Origin of the sequence: Shewanella sp. MBTL60-112-B2, assembly GCF_019655055.1 — a bacterium.
GTDB lineage: Bacteria > Pseudomonadota > Gammaproteobacteria > Enterobacterales > Shewanellaceae > Shewanella.
The window spans coordinates 158005-175500 of record NZ_BPFA01000003.1; the positions used below are offsets into that span (position 1 = coordinate 158005).

The 17496-nt window shown below is 45.1% G+C and carries 12 protein-coding genes; 9 read left to right on the forward strand and 3 right to left on the reverse strand.

Going from position 1 to position 17496, the window contains the following annotated elements; all coding sequences use genetic code 11:
* Window positions 1-328 precede the first annotated feature (328 nt).
* Both K5Q73_RS03055 and K5Q73_RS03060 read left to right on the forward strand, forming a co-directional pair.
* Window positions 329-1393 carry a porin gene (locus K5Q73_RS03055; protein ID WP_220759002.1) on the forward strand — a complete coding sequence of 355 codons (1065 nt, stop codon included), beginning with the start codon at window positions 329-331 and terminating at the stop codon, window positions 1391-1393.
* Window positions 1394-1988: 595 nt separating this feature from the next.
* Window positions 1989-3086, forward strand: a complete 1098-nt coding sequence (locus tag K5Q73_RS03060) for a porin (protein ID WP_220759001.1) — start codon at window positions 1989-1991, stop codon at window positions 3084-3086.
* A 230-nt stretch (window positions 3087-3316) separates the two neighbouring features.
* Here K5Q73_RS03060 and K5Q73_RS03065 read toward each other — a convergent pair whose 3' ends face one another.
* The gene (locus tag K5Q73_RS03065; RefSeq protein WP_220759000.1) at window positions 3317-3976 is read right to left on the reverse strand and encodes a thiopurine S-methyltransferase; all 660 of its coding nucleotides are present in this window, start codon (window positions 3974-3976) and stop codon (window positions 3317-3319) included.
* A gap of 236 nt (window positions 3977-4212) precedes the next feature.
* On the reverse strand, window positions 4213-4554 hold the full coding sequence (locus tag K5Q73_RS03070; RefSeq protein ID WP_220758999.1) for a hypothetical protein: 342 nt from the start codon (window positions 4552-4554) through the stop codon (window positions 4213-4215).
* A 245-nt stretch (window positions 4555-4799) separates the two neighbouring features.
* Between K5Q73_RS03070 and K5Q73_RS03075 the strand changes: the two genes are divergently transcribed.
* Complete coding sequence (locus K5Q73_RS03075; protein ID WP_220758998.1) at window positions 4800-6602, forward strand: protein kinase; 1803 nt, start codon at window positions 4800-4802, stop codon at window positions 6600-6602.
* Here the strand turns inward: K5Q73_RS03075 and K5Q73_RS03080 are convergent.
* The gene (locus K5Q73_RS03080) at window positions 6599-7201 is read right to left on the reverse strand and encodes an FxsA family protein (protein ID WP_220758997.1); all 603 of its coding nucleotides are present in this window, start codon (window positions 7199-7201) and stop codon (window positions 6599-6601) included. The two genes, K5Q73_RS03075 and K5Q73_RS03080, sit on opposite strands and share 4 nt — an antisense overlap.
* Before the next feature lie 317 nt (window positions 7202-7518).
* Between K5Q73_RS03080 and cutA the strand changes: the two genes are divergently transcribed.
* From cutA to K5Q73_RS03110, 6 genes are all read left to right on the forward strand, one after another.
* Entirely contained in the window at window positions 7519-7842 is a 324-nt protein-coding gene (gene cutA, locus K5Q73_RS03085; protein ID WP_220758996.1) for a divalent-cation tolerance protein CutA, read from the forward strand.
* On the forward strand, window positions 7839-9671 hold the full coding sequence (locus K5Q73_RS03090; RefSeq protein WP_220758995.1) for a protein-disulfide reductase DsbD: 1833 nt from the start codon (window positions 7839-7841) through the stop codon (window positions 9669-9671). Before cutA ends, K5Q73_RS03090 begins: the two co-directional genes overlap by 4 nt.
* Window positions 9672-9879: 208 nt before the next feature.
* Window positions 9880-11538: a cation:proton antiporter family protein gene (locus K5Q73_RS03095; protein ID WP_220758994.1), complete on the forward strand. Its 1659-nt coding sequence runs from the start codon at window positions 9880-9882 to the stop codon at window positions 11536-11538.
* A 68-nt stretch (window positions 11539-11606) separates the two neighbouring features.
* A complete protein-coding gene (locus tag K5Q73_RS03100) occupies window positions 11607-12533 on the forward strand; it encodes a hypothetical protein (protein WP_220758993.1) in 927 nt (308 codons plus the stop codon).
* Between the two features lie 42 nt (window positions 12534-12575).
* Complete coding sequence (locus K5Q73_RS03105) at window positions 12576-15788, forward strand: glycoside hydrolase family 2 TIM barrel-domain containing protein (RefSeq protein ID WP_220758992.1); 3213 nt, start codon at window positions 12576-12578, stop codon at window positions 15786-15788.
* Window positions 15789-15928: 140 nt separating this feature from the next.
* On the forward strand, window positions 15929-17350 hold the full coding sequence (locus K5Q73_RS03110; RefSeq protein ID WP_220758991.1) for a solute:sodium symporter family transporter: 1422 nt from the start codon (window positions 15929-15931) through the stop codon (window positions 17348-17350).
* Window positions 17351-17496 lie beyond the last annotated feature (146 nt).

A 17496-nucleotide genomic window follows, 5' to 3' on the forward strand; every position in this document is an offset into this window, starting at 1 on the left:
TTATCTCAAAAGCGAATAAAACCCTAAAAAAATAAACCCCAAGCAGATACATTTGTAACCAACAAATGAAAACCTATATCACTAGACACCTGAAATATTACCGGCGTTACAAGTATGTATAAACTACTGTATTTCAAAGGTAAAAATAGCTAGCAGCTATCACACAAGATCCAAAAACCGTGACCTTTGTCACACCCGTAAATTTCATTTTCGTGCAAAAATCTCATCCGACAAATAACAGCTTCACTCTTGTTAGCCCGTAAAGTAGGGCTGACGATTATTGATAGCCTGCAACTATAAAATAGCGATTCGCTACAGGAAGATGAAAATGAAAAAAACTGTTCTGTCTGCCACTATTATTTCAGCACTAGCCGCCACTTCTTTTACAGCACTAGCTGATGGGCCTAATTTTTATGGCCGTGCTGATCTTGCCATCACTAACTCTGATATGGGTATCGCAACTCAAAACCAAAAGTCAGGAACTATCATTGAGAACAACTTCTCATGGTTAGGTGTTAAAGGCACTGAAGCAATCAATAACGACCTTGAAGTTGTGTATCAAATGGAGTTTGGCGTCAGTAACTTCGACAATTCAGGCGACACTTTCTCTGCTCGTAACACCTTCCTAGGTCTTAAGTCTGCTACGGCAGGTACTATATTAGTGGGTCGTAACGACACGGTATTTAAAGCTTCTGAAGGTGGTTTCGATATTTTCGGTAACACTAACTCAGACATCGACCTATTGGTAGCTGGCCAGTCTCGTAGCGCTGATGGTTTCAGTTACTACTCACCAAAAATTGCCGATCTAGTGACATTAAACGCCACTTATTTAATGGATGACAACTATGATCAAGTCAATGCTCAAGGTGAAGAAGTATACACTGACAATATGTACGCACTAAGTGCAACAGTTGGTGACAAAGGCTTAAAAGCTCAGAATTACTATGTTTCTGCGGCCTACAACGATGGCATCGACAACGTAAAAGCCTACCGCGGTGTGGCTCAAGTTAAGTTTGGCCAAGTAATCTTAGGTGGTTTGTACCAAAACAGTGAGCACGTTGACAGTAAGTTTGACAACTTAGAAGGTGATACTTACTTTGTTAACGCAGCTTATGTAATGGGTAACCTTAAGCTTAAGGCTATGTACGGTAGCGACGATTCTGGCTTAGGTAAGTATGTTAGCCGTTATGTAGGTGGCACTGATGGCGCAACACTAGAAACTGTTAGCGATGTCGACCTACAGCAGTTCAGCCTTGGTGCAGACTACCGCCTAAGCAAAAACACTTTAGTATACGGTCACTACACTAAGTACGATGGCGATATGAAACTAAGCGGTTTTAGCCATGACCTAAGTGACGATATCTTCACTGTTGGTATGCGTTTCGACTTCTAATCGGACTGCTAAGTTCTGACTTCTCCAGCGATGCTTGTTTGATTAAAAGCAATATGGAGAAGCCAACACACTATCATCAAAGGCAGCTTTCGCTGCCTTTGTTATTTCTGCACCAATAACTTACTTCAATGCCCACCTGATTTAACACCATTATCATGCCTCATCACTTTGTCACTACCATGACAAACACAGGTATTTAGCGCTTTGATGCAATTTTGCATTGCAAAGCCTTTTTTGAGCAATTTTCATACAGAGCTCAGGCAATAGACAAACTCTAATATTACTCGTTTCTACCACTAATTTAGCTAAAGCGATTTAGTGGAAACAACTTTAAATACCTATTTATAGATACATTTAAATCGACATTCCGATAGAAGTTACCAAATAGATAACCAAAATCGCCTAATCGTCACAAAAAAATCTCAATTCCGTGCTTGACCCTTGAAAACATGATCTAGTCCACAATTTAAAATTCATAAAACTGTAATATCTGGCACCACAATTGTTATGCGCTCGGATGCTTGTAACAAAAACAAAAGATTACGTAAGAAACCATAAGAAACGAATAGGAACTTAGGTTCTGGGAGCAAATGAAATGAAAAAGACACTAATCTCTGCATCAGTGGCATCAGTTTTAACCCTAGCTTCTTTCGGCGCGCTAGCCGATGGTCCTAGCTTTTACGGTCGTCTAGACCTAGCTGTTACAAACTCTGATCAAGGTACAACTCTTCAGGGCGGCACTAACGGTGTAAACATTGGTGAAAGCGGTACATATCTAGAAAACAACTTCTCTCACATCGGTGTGAAAGGCAGCGAAAGCCTAACTAGCAACATCGACGTTATCTACCAGATGGAATTCCAAGTAGAAAATACTTCAAGCGAAGGTGACGTATTTAAAGCGCGTAACACTTTCCTAGGTCTTAAGTCTCAAGCAGGTACAGTACTTGTTGGTCGTAACGACACTGTATTTAAGCAAGCTGAAGGTGGCATCGATGCATTCGGTAACACTAACGCCGATATCGACCGTCTAGTTGCTGGTCAAACTCGTGCTGCAGACGGTATCTGGTACTACTCGCCAAAGATCGCTGACCTAGTAACTTTGAACGCGACTTACCTAATGACTGACAACAATCAAGGTGCTGGTACAGACTCTGATGCTCAGTACGCATTAAGCGCAACTCTTGGTGACAAGAAGTTCAAAGCACAAAACTACTACGTAGCAGCAGCTTACAACAAAGGCATCTCAAATATCGATGCATACCGCGCTGTAGCTCAAGCTAAATTTGGTGACTTTAAAGTGGGTGGTTTCTTCCAGAACACTGAAAGCAACAAGTATGACAACCTAGAAGGTAACACTTACTTTGTAAACGCAGTTTACAACCTAAACGGTGTTAACTTGAAAGTTCAATACGGTGTTGATGAGTCAGGCCTAAGCAAGTATTTCTCTAACTCATTCGCATACTTAAACCCGAATGCTCCAGATACAGAAGCTAACGAAACTAATGGTTTCCTTAAAACTGTTAACGATGTAAACGTACAAAACATCACTATTGGTGCTGACTACAAGATCTCTAAATCAACTATGGTATATGGCCACTACGCTATGTACACAGGTGATTACAAGATCGCTGGCGCTAAGACAGATCTAGAAGATGACAACGTATTCACTATCGGTATGCGTTACAACTTCTAATCGATTGAGTCTTAAGACTCTAACGATTTAAAGCCATAAAAAAGCGACCTCAGGGTCGCTTTTTTGATCTTTTCCGTAAGCGCAGCGTTCCGTTATCCGTGAGCGAGGCGTTCGCTAGGCCGTAGGCCGTTCGGCTTTTATCATCTTAACTTTACCGTCTCTGCTCTATCCGGCTTTTCCGTCTTTGCTTTTCCTAAGACCTAGAACCTGCTTTTCCTAGAACCTTCTTTTCAACCTTTTCGGGTTAACTTATAAACTGACTCTGTCAGCCATGAAACCTGCTTGTTCACGAAACGAGGGTTTTCTGCTAGCACATCTTCACAGGCTAAGCGCTCAATCTCAAAGTCATCAGCAAGATTTGCCTGTACCCAGTCGTCTGATACAGCGAAAGGCGGACCATTCAGTTCTGCTTGTGGGTAATCGAGAGTAATGAGTAAACCAATGCTGCTTGTTGGGATCAGCTTAGCCAGTTGACGCGCATAGGCTAAACGCATCTCTTCAGGCCAAGCAATCAGGGCCGCGCGATCATAGAAAGCCTTTGTACTTGGCATTTCTGCTGCATCAAGGCTAAAAATATCGCCCTGATAGATAGTGACTTGTTCGGTATGAAAACGTTGGTGTTCAGCTACTGTGCGAGTATCAACAGCCAGTGCATTTTCACGGTAAAATTGCTGCACTGCTAACTCGTTTAACTCGCAGCCTAAAACATCATGGCCCAGCTCAGCCAAGAAGCACATATCTAATGATTTACCGCACAGAGGAACAAATACTTGAGTATTGGCGGCTAACTCAAGTTGTGGCCAGTATTTTACCAGAAGGGGGTTAACTGCACTTAAATGAAAGCCAATTTGCTGGGCATCCCATTTGTCGTGCCAAAAACTTGGCTGCATATTCAAGGTCCATATCAAAGAAAACCAAGGTATGACCTAGCACTTGAATATCATCAGCTGCTGAACGACTAACATCTCACAGAAGTGAGCTCTCACTCAAGTTAGCTCACAAAAAACAGCCAATGACACAAGACGGGGTATACCGCTTTGGCCTTACTTTATAGACACCTTTAAGCAGAAGCAAAACATATCAGCAGCGCCTAATTTTAAATACCAAGTCAAACCTATCGACTTGTTTACACCTTCAGCACTTGCTGTACTTTCTTTAACCACACACAGTTTTCACACTCACATTGACGACGCGATAGATGATGTGGCGTTAAGCTAGAATCGATGAAGTCGACTGCGACCAGCAGTTGTTGCTTCAGCTCTTCGACTGACTTTTTCTCAACCGCGACGGTTTCATCATTGTGATTCATCCAGGTACATTCCATACCTTGATGACAATTAATGCACTCCATATCGGTGTGATTAAAAAAACCTGCATGAGGACAATAATTCAGTTCCATTGACTGAAGAATTCGACGCCTAGGGTATTCAAGCAGTTCAATTAATTGTAATTTGTCTAATCCTGACATAGCCACCTCTGTGTTGATATGTAAGCCTTTTTATCTGGCTTATATCATTTATAGTCGTACTAACTAAAGGTTACCTCTCTCTTATTCTCATCGGTTTGATATGTATCAATATCTCACTCGAAAATATTGGTTAGGTGTCACTAATATCGGCTTTTTATATGCAACGACTCTTGCTTTAAAATGAATCCACTTGGACTTTATTACAGCTTGTTGATTTAATGGAGTTCACATAAGAGGGATCTCAATTGCAAACACCTGAACTTCAACATTTTTACATCTCAGAAGAGCAATCTATCTATCTGCTGGGTGCTCACGATGCCCGTAAACATAGAGCATGGATCCGCCTGTGTAAGCAGCAGCTAGGCAAGTTGGGATATCAAGAATTAGAGTTAGTCGGTAAAGGCGCCTATGGCTTTGTGTTTGCTGGAGTGAATAAGCTAGGGCAGGCTCACGTATTTAAGTTCTCTCGCCTAACCTTGCCTCAGCATATTCAAGATCGCCTTGAAGAGGAGGCCTTTATGCTGTCGCAGGTCATTCATCCTAATGTGCCCCCTGTGATTAAGTTTGAACATGTAGGCAAGCAAGGGATCTTAGTAATGGCGAGGGCTCCAGGTGAAGATCTCGAGCAACTTTGCATTCGAGTCGGCGCCTTACCTGTTGCCACAGTAATGAACATTGCTCGGCAACTGGCGGCCATTTTGCAGTACCTACATAATGGTCGACCGCTTATTCATGGCGATATCAAACCTTCCAACTTAGTTTATGACACTAACACTCAGCACCTGTCTTTAATTGACTGGGGCTCGGCTGTATTTGCTCAGCGAGATAATGACGGAAATCCGGTTAATGGTAATGTAATGGACTTGATGTCTAGCGATCACCAGCATACCAATGCTCGGATGGGTGATGTTTACTTTATTGGTGACGAACAACTCAATGGCGCGCTTTCTAGCCCAAGGTTTGATGAGCAAGGTGTGGCAGCAACCCTTTATGCGCTAGCGTCTGGTCAGGCCAGCCGCTTTGGTAGCAAGGTGATCCCGCCGACCAGTATAGGCCTTCCCATCGAGCTGGCTAGAACCTTAGATGGCATGCTAAGCGAGGATCCAAAGCAGCGTAGAAAAGCTGGCGATTACTTTTTAAAGAGTATGAGTCACAGCCACCGAATGCATCTACCCGAAATTAATTCGACTGCGCTCACAGCAGAGATCCCAGTGTGGATCCTGCCAAAAGATAAAGAGGTTGAGACCGTAAGTTATAGCTCACGTAAAGCATTCTTAAAAGAGCACAATGGCGATGATCCCATAAACAAGATGGATGATCTGCAGCTAGAAAAGTATTACCGAAACTTTATGGCTGGCATGGGAGATACCGAAAAAGGCTTTATCGCCGCCGTAGGTCGTCTTAGCCAGTACGCGATTGTAGGCGGGCTAGCCATTCATTGGCGCGAAACCGGGGTGTTTATCGACTCCAACTTGGCGATTTACAAGGCCGAGCAAAAACACGCTATTACAATTGCGGTTAATAATATGGTGACATTGGCTCGCGGGATCCGTCGTATCGGGGTATTTAAAGCCTGTTTCTTTAATGCTCGCGACACCTTGCATATTGAACGTGAAGACAGCGCGCAGCCTTTCGTTACCGGTTGCGATCAACAGTTGCCATTTGAGGTGGGGAATGTGCCTTCTCTGGAAGATAAGTCACGACTTCACTCCTATTTTGAAGATGGTCGCGACCCAGAAGAGAACTTAGAACTGCCAAAAGAGATCATGACCGAATTGGGCTGGATCAACCAAATTCACCATACCGGCTGCATCATTTTTGAGGTACTGCCAAACCACATGAAGATCCATAGCTACTTGCGGCTACTCAATCCAAGAAAACAGGCTGCTTTTCGTGCTAGCCTAGATAGGATCTTGGCTCATGTGGATAAGATCCAGGGCAAAGGGGTGTCAGGCTTTATGAAGCTGCCTTATAAGAACACCCGAAAATTTAACCATATCGAACGTAAAGCCGATCGCTTTTACCCTAGAAATCCTAAACAGAGTTAAGCTTTTGGCTCTTTATCATTCTTAGGCTGGTTAGTCGTATCATTAACTTGATGGCTCTCGGGACGCTTATCACTCGGATCGGGCTTACGCTCAAAATCACCGTCGAATGTATTGCCCTGATCGAATGGTGAGTTACCACTCTTCTTTTCAAATGGACTCTCAAATGGGTTTTGCCCTTGTGGACCCATTCCCGGGCCAAACCCAGGACCAAAGCCCGACTGGAAGCCTCCATTTGCCTGCACTTTTAGCTGCATACGCTTGTAAAAGAACTTAGCCACAGGAATGCGAGTGAAGGGGGTCAGTAGTACCAGACCGATAAAGTCAGTTACAAAGCCAGGGATCAGCAATAATAGGCCAGCAACCGCTAGCATCATACCTTCAACAATCTCTTGTCCTGGCGCTTCACCACGAGCAAGTTTTTGCTGCACCTGCATCAAGGTACTTATGCCCTGACTGCGCACTAAAGAGACACCCACAACTGCGGTAAAAATCACTAGCGCCACAGTCGTCCAGCTACCTAAAACCTCACCAACGCGGATCAGTACAGATAGCTCCATCACAGGAACTACCACGAATATTAATAACAAAATAAAAAACACACTGACCTCACATTTTTTGCTGGTGTTGAAAACTAAATTGGGGCGACTCGGTCTACTTTCAAGTCGTAGTTTATTTGATGCCACTAAATAGCAGTATAAATCCTAACGTATGCCTCAATTAGGTGTGTAATTGTAAGCAAAAACTACTGGCATCACTATTTTAGCCACACCTTAATGCAAGGCTAAGTTAAAAGACGTAAAGTATCGATTAGATTTTAAAAGCCGTTAGCTTTAAGTACTGTCATCGTAACTTGAACCGCATAATACAATAGCAGGCTTAATACAGTTTTAATCTGTTGATAAATAGAAAGAGTGTCATGCAAAACGAATTTTTATTAGTTATCACAACTTGCCCAAGTCATGAACAGGCTAAAATGCTTGCCCATGAGTTAGTCAAAGCTAAACTCGCTGCCTGCGTGCAAATCTCGCAAGCTGTGACTTCGGTTTATGAGTGGCAGGGGCAGATATGTGAAGAACAAGAGTTTGGCTTACACATAAAATGTTTAGCGCAACATTACAACGCTATCGAGCAGCTTCTTTCTAAGTTACACCCCTATGATGTACCCGAGCTAATCGCACTCCCTGTGACCCAAGGATTGCCAGCCTATTTTGATTGGATAAAAGAAACCACACAGCCATGAAAAGAATCATAAACCTGTTTTTAGCCTCACTACTGCTGCTGACGCCACTGGCACATGCAGAGGGTATTTTCAGTAGTAATAAGTTTGACTTTTTAAAGGGCGAGCCTGAGCTTATGCCTGTCGATCAGGCGTTCGTGTTCGACTTTAAACAACAAGGCGACCAAGTCAAAATTAGCTGGGTCATCGCCGACGGTTACTACATGTACCGCGACAAGCTTAAATTCGAAGCCGCCGACGGAGCTATCTTAGGTGAAATAGCACTGCCTCAAGGTAAGCCTCACACCGATGAATACTTCGGTGAGCAAGAGGTATATTACACTTACGTCGAGATGCCAGTCGCAATCAAAGAGTCGCTTGCTGGCGGCAAGTTAAATGTCACCTTTATGGGCTGCGCCGAGGGCAAGCTTTGCTTTCCACCGACCAAGAAAACGGCTGAGTTAACCGAAGTCGCTGCCAATGATGGCCTACTAAGCGATACCGACAAGTCGTTAGCTAGTGTCGATGCAACGGCAACTCCTGCCGATGCCACCAGCGCACCAATCACCCAACAAGACAGCCTAAGCGCTATGCTTTCAGGCGACAGCCTTATCTGGACCTTAGTGATCTTCTTTGGCTTAGGTGTTGGCCTTGCGCTAACTCCCTGCGTATTCCCAATGTACCCGATCCTTTCTGGTATTATTGTGGGCCAAGGTAAAAAGCTTTCAACTGCCAAAGCTTTCAGCCTGTCGATGGTCTATGTGCAGGGTATGGCGATTACTTACTCATTAGTTGGTCTTGTTGTTGCCTCTGCTGGTATGAAGTACCAAGCTGCGCTGCAACACCCTGCCGTGCTTATTGTATTGGCAATACTGTTCTTTGTATTAAGTCTGTCAATGTTTGGCCTGTACGATCTAAAACTGCCATCTAAATGGCAGGAAAAAATGAATTCATTCTCGAACAACCAAAAAGGCGGCAACGTTATTGGTGTGTTCGTGATGGGCATTATCTCTGGTCTTGTTGCTTCACCTTGCACCACGGCTCCGCTATCTGGTGCACTGATCTATGTGGCGCAAACAGGCGATCTAATGCAGGGCTTCCTAGCACTGTATGTACTGAGCATGGGTATGGGCTTGCCACTACTGATTATCGGTACCTCGGGCGGTAAATTATTACCTAGAGCTGGTAGCTGGATGGATGTCATCAAGACGGTCTTCGGTTTCCTACTCATCGCCGTATCGATTGTGATGCTAGGCCGTATTTGGCCAGGCTTTATCTCAGATCTCCTTTGGTCAATCTGGGGTATTGTGTTGATAGGTTACTTGATGCATCAGAACAAACTTACCGAGTTTAACTGGAAACAAACTGTACGCTCGGTACTACTGATGTTGGCACTACTGGCGAGTTTTTCTTACGGCATGCAAGCCGTTATGGCTCAGCTTGGTTTCAAAAATCACTCAGTTGTAACCGCTAATAACACAGCTGAGCATCATGCCTTTAAGCGCATTAAGTCGTTAGAAGATTTACAAACCGAAATTGCTACAGCAACCGCACAAGGCAAAACGGTAATGGTCGACTTTTATGCTGACTGGTGTGTCGCTTGTAAAGAGTTTGAAGCTATCACCTTTAAAGACGCCCAAGTGCTAGAGCGCATGAACAAGATGGTACTGCTACAAGCTGACGTCACTAAGAATGATGCAATTGATATCGAATTGCTGGAGCACTACAACATTCTCGGCCTACCTACGCTGTTAATGTTTGATGAAAGTGGCGCCATTCGTGATGACCTACGTGTCACTGGCTTTATGCGACCAAAGGCCTTTGCTGAGCACTTGGATCACTTAGTTAAATAGTGCTTATGCCGTCACTCAGTTGATGATAAGTCATCACAGAGTAAACCAATATAAGCCTCGGTTCATTGAATGAACCGAGGCTTTTTTGTGCCTAGCTCCTAATTTAATAAAAAGCATTAATAAACATCACTTTTGTTCACATTTTTCAGCTCAACTTCATAAATTTCTTATACAATGGTGCATCATTCCATATTTAAAAAGGAGCATCATGGAACCCGCCATACTCATTATCACCTTAGCCTGCGGCATGTTAGTTAGCCGCGTGGGACTCCCCCCCCTAATTGGCTATCTTGTTGCGGGATTTATGCTGTTTTTATTCGGAATTGAAGAGTCTAGCCTACCTATGCTGGAGCAGTTGGCTAACTTAGGTGTCACCCTATTATTATTCGCCATCGGCCTAAAATTAGATCTGCGCAGCCTATTTAAAGCCGAAGTATGGGCTGGCTCAAGTTTACACTTGCTATGCTCCATGCTGTTTTTCATCCCACTGCTTAAAATCCTCGGCCTATTAGGCCTAGAGCAGCTTACCGGTCTTGAACTTGACCAGCTCGCCCTACTCGCTTTCGCACTGAGCTTTTCCAGTACCATTTTTGCGGTAAAGGTGCTCGAAGATAAGGGTGATATGCAGTCACTTTATGGCCGCGTAGCCATTGGTATCTTGATTATGCAAGATATCTTTGCAGTTGCGTTTCTCACCATATCTAAGGGAGACATTCCTTCCTACTGGGCATTAGCGCTCCTATTATTACCGCTGGCAAAGCCACTTATTTACAAGGCATTCGACCGAGTTGGTCACGGTGAGTTATTAGTATTATTTGGCTTAGTGATGGCGCTGGTGATGGGCGCAGGCCTATTTGAATTAGTTGGGCTAAAACCAGATTTGGGCGCACTTATCATAGGTATTTTGCTGGCGGGTCACCCAAAATCTTCGGAGTTAGCAAAGTCGCTGTTTTACTTCAAAGAGCTGTTCTTAGTCGCCTTTTTCTTAACGGTCGGCCTTAACGGCTTACCTACCTTCTCCGATATTGGCCTAGCGGCTATCTTGGTACTCGTGGTGCCGATTAAAGTCATTCTATTTATGTACTTGTTGACGCACTTTAAGCTGCGTTCACGTACAGCCTTGATGACCTCATTTAATTTAGGTAACTACAGTGAGTTCGGTTTGATTGTTGCGGCTGTGGCCACATCAAAAGGTTGGCTACCACCACAGTGGATGGTGATCCTTGCGGTAGCACTTAGCTTTAGTTTTCTATTTGCAGCCCCGCTCAATACCGCCTCCAGCCGTATTTATCAAAAGTTCCAAGGCAAACTTAAGCGCTTAGAGAAACACCCTCTTCATCCTGAAGATAGACCTATTCCCGTTGGCAACCCGCGCTTTCTGATCTTAGGCATGGGACGTATCGGCTCTGGTGCTTATGATGAACTCAGGGCTCGCTATGATGGTGAGATCTTAGGGGTTGAGCATAAACAAGAGCTGGTCGACTTTCATATTTCAGAGGGCAGAAATGTAGTACAGGGCGATGCTTCAGATACCGACTTTTGGGAGAAGCTCGATAAAGCCCCCAACCTTGAACTCGTGCTACTGACCATGCCTCATCATGTGGGTAACCAGTTTGCCGTTGAGCAATTACAGCTGCTCGATTATCAAGGAAAATTGAGCGCTATTGTCAAATATAAAGAAGATGCCCACTCTCTGAGTGAGTCTGGGGTACACAGTGTTTATAACCTTTATGAGGCGGCAGGTGCCGGTTTTGTTGAACACTTAGTCAAAGAGTTGCTGACTCCTAATGGTGCTGCTCCTGATAATCCTCATGCCATTAACCGTCAAAATGAGGCGAATGCATTAGAAAATGAGCAAACGGGCTAATTGTATACATTATCCCTATTATAGCGTATGTTATTTGTTAACGAGTATATAATGACCAATCACATACAATGCCAAATAATAATAAAAACTCTACTCTGGCGGGTTATGCATTTCTAGCAAGCCTTCTTATTCCCAGCAGCGTTCTGGCTGCTGGGTTCGATATCTGGATCTATCCCTTAGATTACAACGACACCAGCAAACAATGGAGCCTCGGTGAAGCCCAAGCCGTCACTGAGCGCGATGGCTACGACAACCAACCGAGCTTTAGCCCCGATAGCCAAAACCTGCTGTTTACTTCAGACAGAGTAAACGCACAAAACGATATATATCAGTATCGCCTCACTGACAGCAGTCTTAGCCAACTGACCTTTACCCCTGAGCAGAGCGAATATTCACCGCAAGCTTTCGAAAATGGCACTGATAGCTATCAGCTCAAGTATGTAGTCGAGCAAGGTGTACCTCACCAAAGCGTTTGGCAACAAACGAGCAATAACCCACGCAAGCGTGCCATCAATAGTTATATTCCAACGGGTTACTTTGCTAGTGATGCGCGTTTAGGCACCCTCATTTGGGCAAGGTATGCCTATAGTCTCTATTTTGAACCTAAGGGCGAAACTGCAGATGAACGCCACTTTGTGGTAGACAACGTTGGCCGCAGTATCCACGCCATCCCCAATGACCGCGCCTTTAGCTACCTACATAAGCAGCTTGATGGCGACAGAGTAATTAAGCGTTTCTCGCCACAAGACAATAGCCACAGTCGATTAATAACACTCCCTAGTAGCGCAAGCGAAGACTATGCCTGGAGCAAGAATAATTGGCTTTTAAATATAGATAGCGGCCATTTACGCGGCTGGAACTCAGCTTCTAAACAGCAGCCAGACTGGCAAATATTGAGTCCTATTGCGGCGCCGAGCGAGCGTTACCTAAATGCCTCTCGTATTGCTATTAGCCCTGATAGCAAACACTTAGCTGTGGTTTGGCAGAGAAAATAAACTTCAAATCAAAAAATAATAATTAATGAAGAGTCACGCCTGATGAATACCCGACAATCAACGAGTAAAATTGTAACTAACAGCCGCCTTATCGCAGGTGTACTAACCCTGTTAGTCAGCCCCTTAAGTTATGCTGAAGATGCCCCCCAAAGATGGCAAAACCATCAAATCTTCGAGCAAAATAAGCAGCCACCCCATGCCAGTTTCTTTGGTTATTCCAGCCAAGAAAAAGCGCTTAAAGATGAGTATCGAGACAGTGAAAATTTCTTCGACCTTAACGGTCGCTGGCAATTTCATTATGCTAACAATCCATCGAGTGCACCAAAGGATTTTGCACAAAGGGATGCCAAACTTGAAAGTTGGCAGAGCATTCAAGTTCCTGGCAATTGGGAGACACAGGGCTTTGGCCACGCCATCTACTTAGATGAGCGCTACCCCTTTACCACCTCCTGGCCCGATGCCCCAGAAGATCACAATCCTACAGGTAGTTATCGCCGTGAAATCACTCTGCCGCAGAGCTGGCAAGACAAGCAGGTATTTCTGCATATTGGCGCCGCACGCTCAGCGCTGACCGCCTTCGTGAATGGCACTGAAGTCGGTTACAGCCAAGGTGCCAAAACCCCTGCTGAATTTGATATCACTCCCTATCTAAATGGACAAGAAAACCTACTAGCGCTGCAAATCATCCGCTGGAGTGATGCCAGTTACTTAGAAAGCCAAGATATGCTCAGGGTCAGTGGCATAGAGCGTGACGTCTATCTATACGCTACAGAAAAACAACGCATTAGCGATATCGACGCCACTTATCAGATGTCGGCAAACTTAGATAAGGCAGAAGTCTCACTTAAATTGAAGTTAGCAAACCATGCCAAAGCCAAAGATGTCAGCCTCAGCTATCGACTGCTATCGCCTCAAGGTGTAGAGGTTAGCAGTGGCGTTCAAAGTATCTCTAAGCTGGCAAAACAACAGACACAGCAGCTCGACTTTTCTCTCAATTCACCCAAACTTTGGAGCGCAGAAACTCCTAACCTCTATCAACTAATTGTCAGTCTTAGCGATAACCAAGGTGAATTGCTGCAAGCCAGTAGTCAACACCTAGGCTTTCGCAGAGTCGAGATAAAAGATGGTCAGCTGCTTGTTAATAATAAGGCGATCACCATTCGCGGTGTCGACAGACATGAAACCGATCCCGATACGGGTCATGTCGTCAGTCGAGCCAGCATGGAAACCGACATTCGCCTAATGAAGCAGAACAATATCAACGCAGTGCGCTCAAGCCACTATCCAAATGATCCATACTGGTTGAGCCTCACTGATAAGTACGGCCTATATGTTATCGATGAAGCCAATATCGAATCACACCCTCTAGCTATCGATAAAAATACCCAGCTTGGTAATGAAATGAGCTGGTTGCCAGCTCATCAGGCGCGGGTTGAACGTATGGTCGAACGTGATAAGAATCACCCTTCTATCATCATCTGGTCTCTGGGTAATGAAGCTGGAGAAGGTAAACTATTTTCTGCACTCTACGATTGGATTAAGCAGCGCGACCCTAGCCGCCCAGTGCAATATGAGCCTGCAGGCCAACACGCCTATACCGATATCGTCGCTCCTATGTATCCGTCTATTGAGCGCATCGAAAAGTACGCCAAAGAGCACAACGACAGACCGCTTATCATGATTGAGTACGCCCATGCCATGGGCAACTCGGTCGGTAATCTGCAAGATTACTGGGATGTCATTGAGCAGTACCCTCAGCTGCAAGGCGGCTTTATTTGGGACTGGGTCGACCAATCACTTGCCTTTACCAATGAAAATGGTCAGCGCTATTGGGCCTACGGTAAAGACTATCATCCGGATATGCCTACCGATGGTAACTTTCTAAATAATGGCTTAGTTGATCCCGATAGAAACCCACATCCGCATCTGTCGGAAGTTAAAAAGGTTTATCAACCACTCAAGCTCACCAAGCTAACGCAAAATAAGCAGGAGGTGGCGTTTACCTTAAGCAATCGCTATGACTTTATCGACACCCTAGGGCTAAACCTCGTTTGGACATTGCAGCAAGACGGACATCCGCTTACCGAAGGCTTAGTCGCCATGCCAAAAGTTAAGGCGGGTAGCAGCCAAGTGATTAACTTTGCCTTGCCAGAGTCTGCGATTGGTACGATGCAGCAAAGCCCACAATATGAATATCAATTACTACTAGAGATAAAGGTCAATACTCCTCAGCCTATGTTGCCAAGCGATCACCTAATCGCCTTCGAGCAGTTTGACCTGCAAGCGCCTAAGCCAGTTACTGCAAAAACCATTGATGCCATCAAGGAAACCCGTGACAACTGGATTCTAGGGCAAAAGAGCACTCAATACCTGATCAACAAAGACACCGGCTGGTTAACGGATATTCGAGTCGAGGGAGAGTCTCAGCTCAAGAGTCCGTTAATAGCCAACTTCTGGCGCGCCCCGACCGATAATGACTTAGGTAACCAAATGCCTAAATGGGCTGGCATGTGGCAAGACGCCGGCCAAGAACTTGAACTCGTCTCCATCACTCGCAGCAAAGGCAAGAATGCCGCGCTTAAGGTTACCCATAAACATCCACAGCTTGGCTTTACCCTTACCTCATCTTATCGAGTGAGCGAACAGGCTGAGTTATTTGTTAGCAGTGATTTTACCCCTGGTGACAGCGAGCTTGCCGATCTTCCGCGCTTCGGTTTTTCAGCCAGACTACCTTTCGAGATGCGCTTTATGCACTACTTTGGCCGCGGCCCTGAAGAGACCTATGCCGATAGAAAAACCGGCAATCCTGTCGGCTGGTATGCCCTACCCATAGAGCAAACCTTCCACCGCTATTCACGCCCGCAGGAAACGGGGCAACGTACTGATGTGCGCTATGTTGCAGTCACCAATAACAAGGGAGCAGGCCTGCTAGCCCAATCCACCATGGACGCAGAAATGTTGCAGACCAGCCTCTGGCCATTTGCTCAAGCGGATATCGACTTTAGGGACGGCGATGCCGAAGGCTCAGCGTCAGGACTCGTACCTGTGACAGCAAACCATGGCGCCGAGATCCCAATCCGTGACTTTGTCACCTGGAATATTGATTACAAACAGATGGGCGTTGGCGGTGATACCTCATGGGGGCGACCTGTGCACGCACCCTATCGTATCGTGCCTAAAGCGATGAACTTCAGCTTTAGTCTAGAGCCCGTTTCAGCAAACACAGATATCAATAAACAAGCCAGAGGGCTTTAATAGCCAAAGAACCAAAATACTAGGCAGCATTCAGCTATATCCAACTTAATGCTGCCTATAGAAGGCGATATCTGTCGGCAGTATTGTACTAAGATATGGCACAAGGATATAAAAACTAAAAATAACGGTTAAGGATCAACATGGAACACACTATTCAACTGGTTATATTTTTTGGCTTAACCGCCTTGGTAGGTTTAATCACCTACCTAAAGTGCCGCAAAGTCACCCGCGATAGCAGCGACAGCAAAGACTATTTTCTTGCCGGCGGAGGCTTAAGTTGGGTGGTAGTTGCTGGCTCCTTGATGATGACCAACATCAGCGCCGAACAAATTGTTGGTATGAACGGCGCACAAACCTTGTTAGTTGCTTGGTGGGAGATCGCCGCGGCGGTGGGACTCATCATACTCGCTAAATGGCTGATCCCTATCTATTACAAGTATAACTGCACTACCACAACCGAACTGCTTGAGCGCAAGTATCAAGACAAAGGGATCCGCGCCATGGTATCGGTGCTGTTTATGCTCGGCTACGCCTTTATCCTGCTGCCAGTAGTGCTTTATACCGGCTCACTATTTATGAAGTCTATGTTTGGCTTATCGATATCGGTAACTATGCTTGCAATCATCTTTGCCGTTGTCGGTGCCGTCTATGCAATTTTTGGTGGCCTAAGAGCTATCGCTATCTCCGATAGCCTCAACGGTATTGGTTTACTACTCATGGGGATAGTGGTCTCTTACCTGGCACTTAACGCCGTAAACTGGGATCTATCAGGGATCCCAATTGAACGTGTCACCTTGATTGGTGATGCTCAATCAGATATTCCTTGGCATACCCTGTTAACCGGTATGATCTTCATTCAGATCTTCTACTGGGGCACTAACATGGTGATCACCCAAAGAGCACTAGCGGCAAAGTCGGTTAAAGAGGCACAAAAAGGCCTCTACGCAGCCGTGGTCATGAAGCTAATTATTCCAATTATCGTGGTGTTACCTGGACTTGTGGCCTATAAACTTTACGGTGATGTTGGTGATGTAGCCTACGGCAAGCTGGTTGGTGATATTCTACCTAGCTGGCTATCGGGCGCTTTCGCTGCGGTAATGGCGGGCGCGGTTTTAAGCTCATTTAACTCTTGCTTAAACTCAGCTGCAGCGCTTTATACCTGTGATATTCACCAAAACTATATCAATCCGAATGCTGATATTCGCAAAATTGGTACCCGTGTTGCCCTCGTCTTTACCCTTATTTCATTGTGTTTAGTGCCGGTATTTGCCCAATCAGCCAGTATTATTTCGTTACTACAGCAGCTAAATGGCCTCTACTCTATGCCTGTACTTGCCGCCTTTATCTGTGCCCTCGTCTTTAAGGATGTTAACGCTAAAGCGATTAAGATTGGCCTAGTGTTTGGCGTATTAATGTATGCAGTCTTCACCTTCGTCTGGAGTCCGCTGCACTTTATCCACATGATGGCTATTACCTTGGCCGCAACCATTTTGATTACCCTAGCCCTGAGTAAATTTGTATTTGGGCCACAGAGCATCAATAACCAACTTGTAAGCGACTAACCTCAAGCTATCGCTCCAATGCCCTTTGATTATCATGGGGCATTGGAGCTTGCATCAAGCTGTGATAGAAAAACTCAGTTACACAAGTTACAAAGTCATGATATAAAACATTAGATGGATATTGAGCGATACAAAATGACACAGCC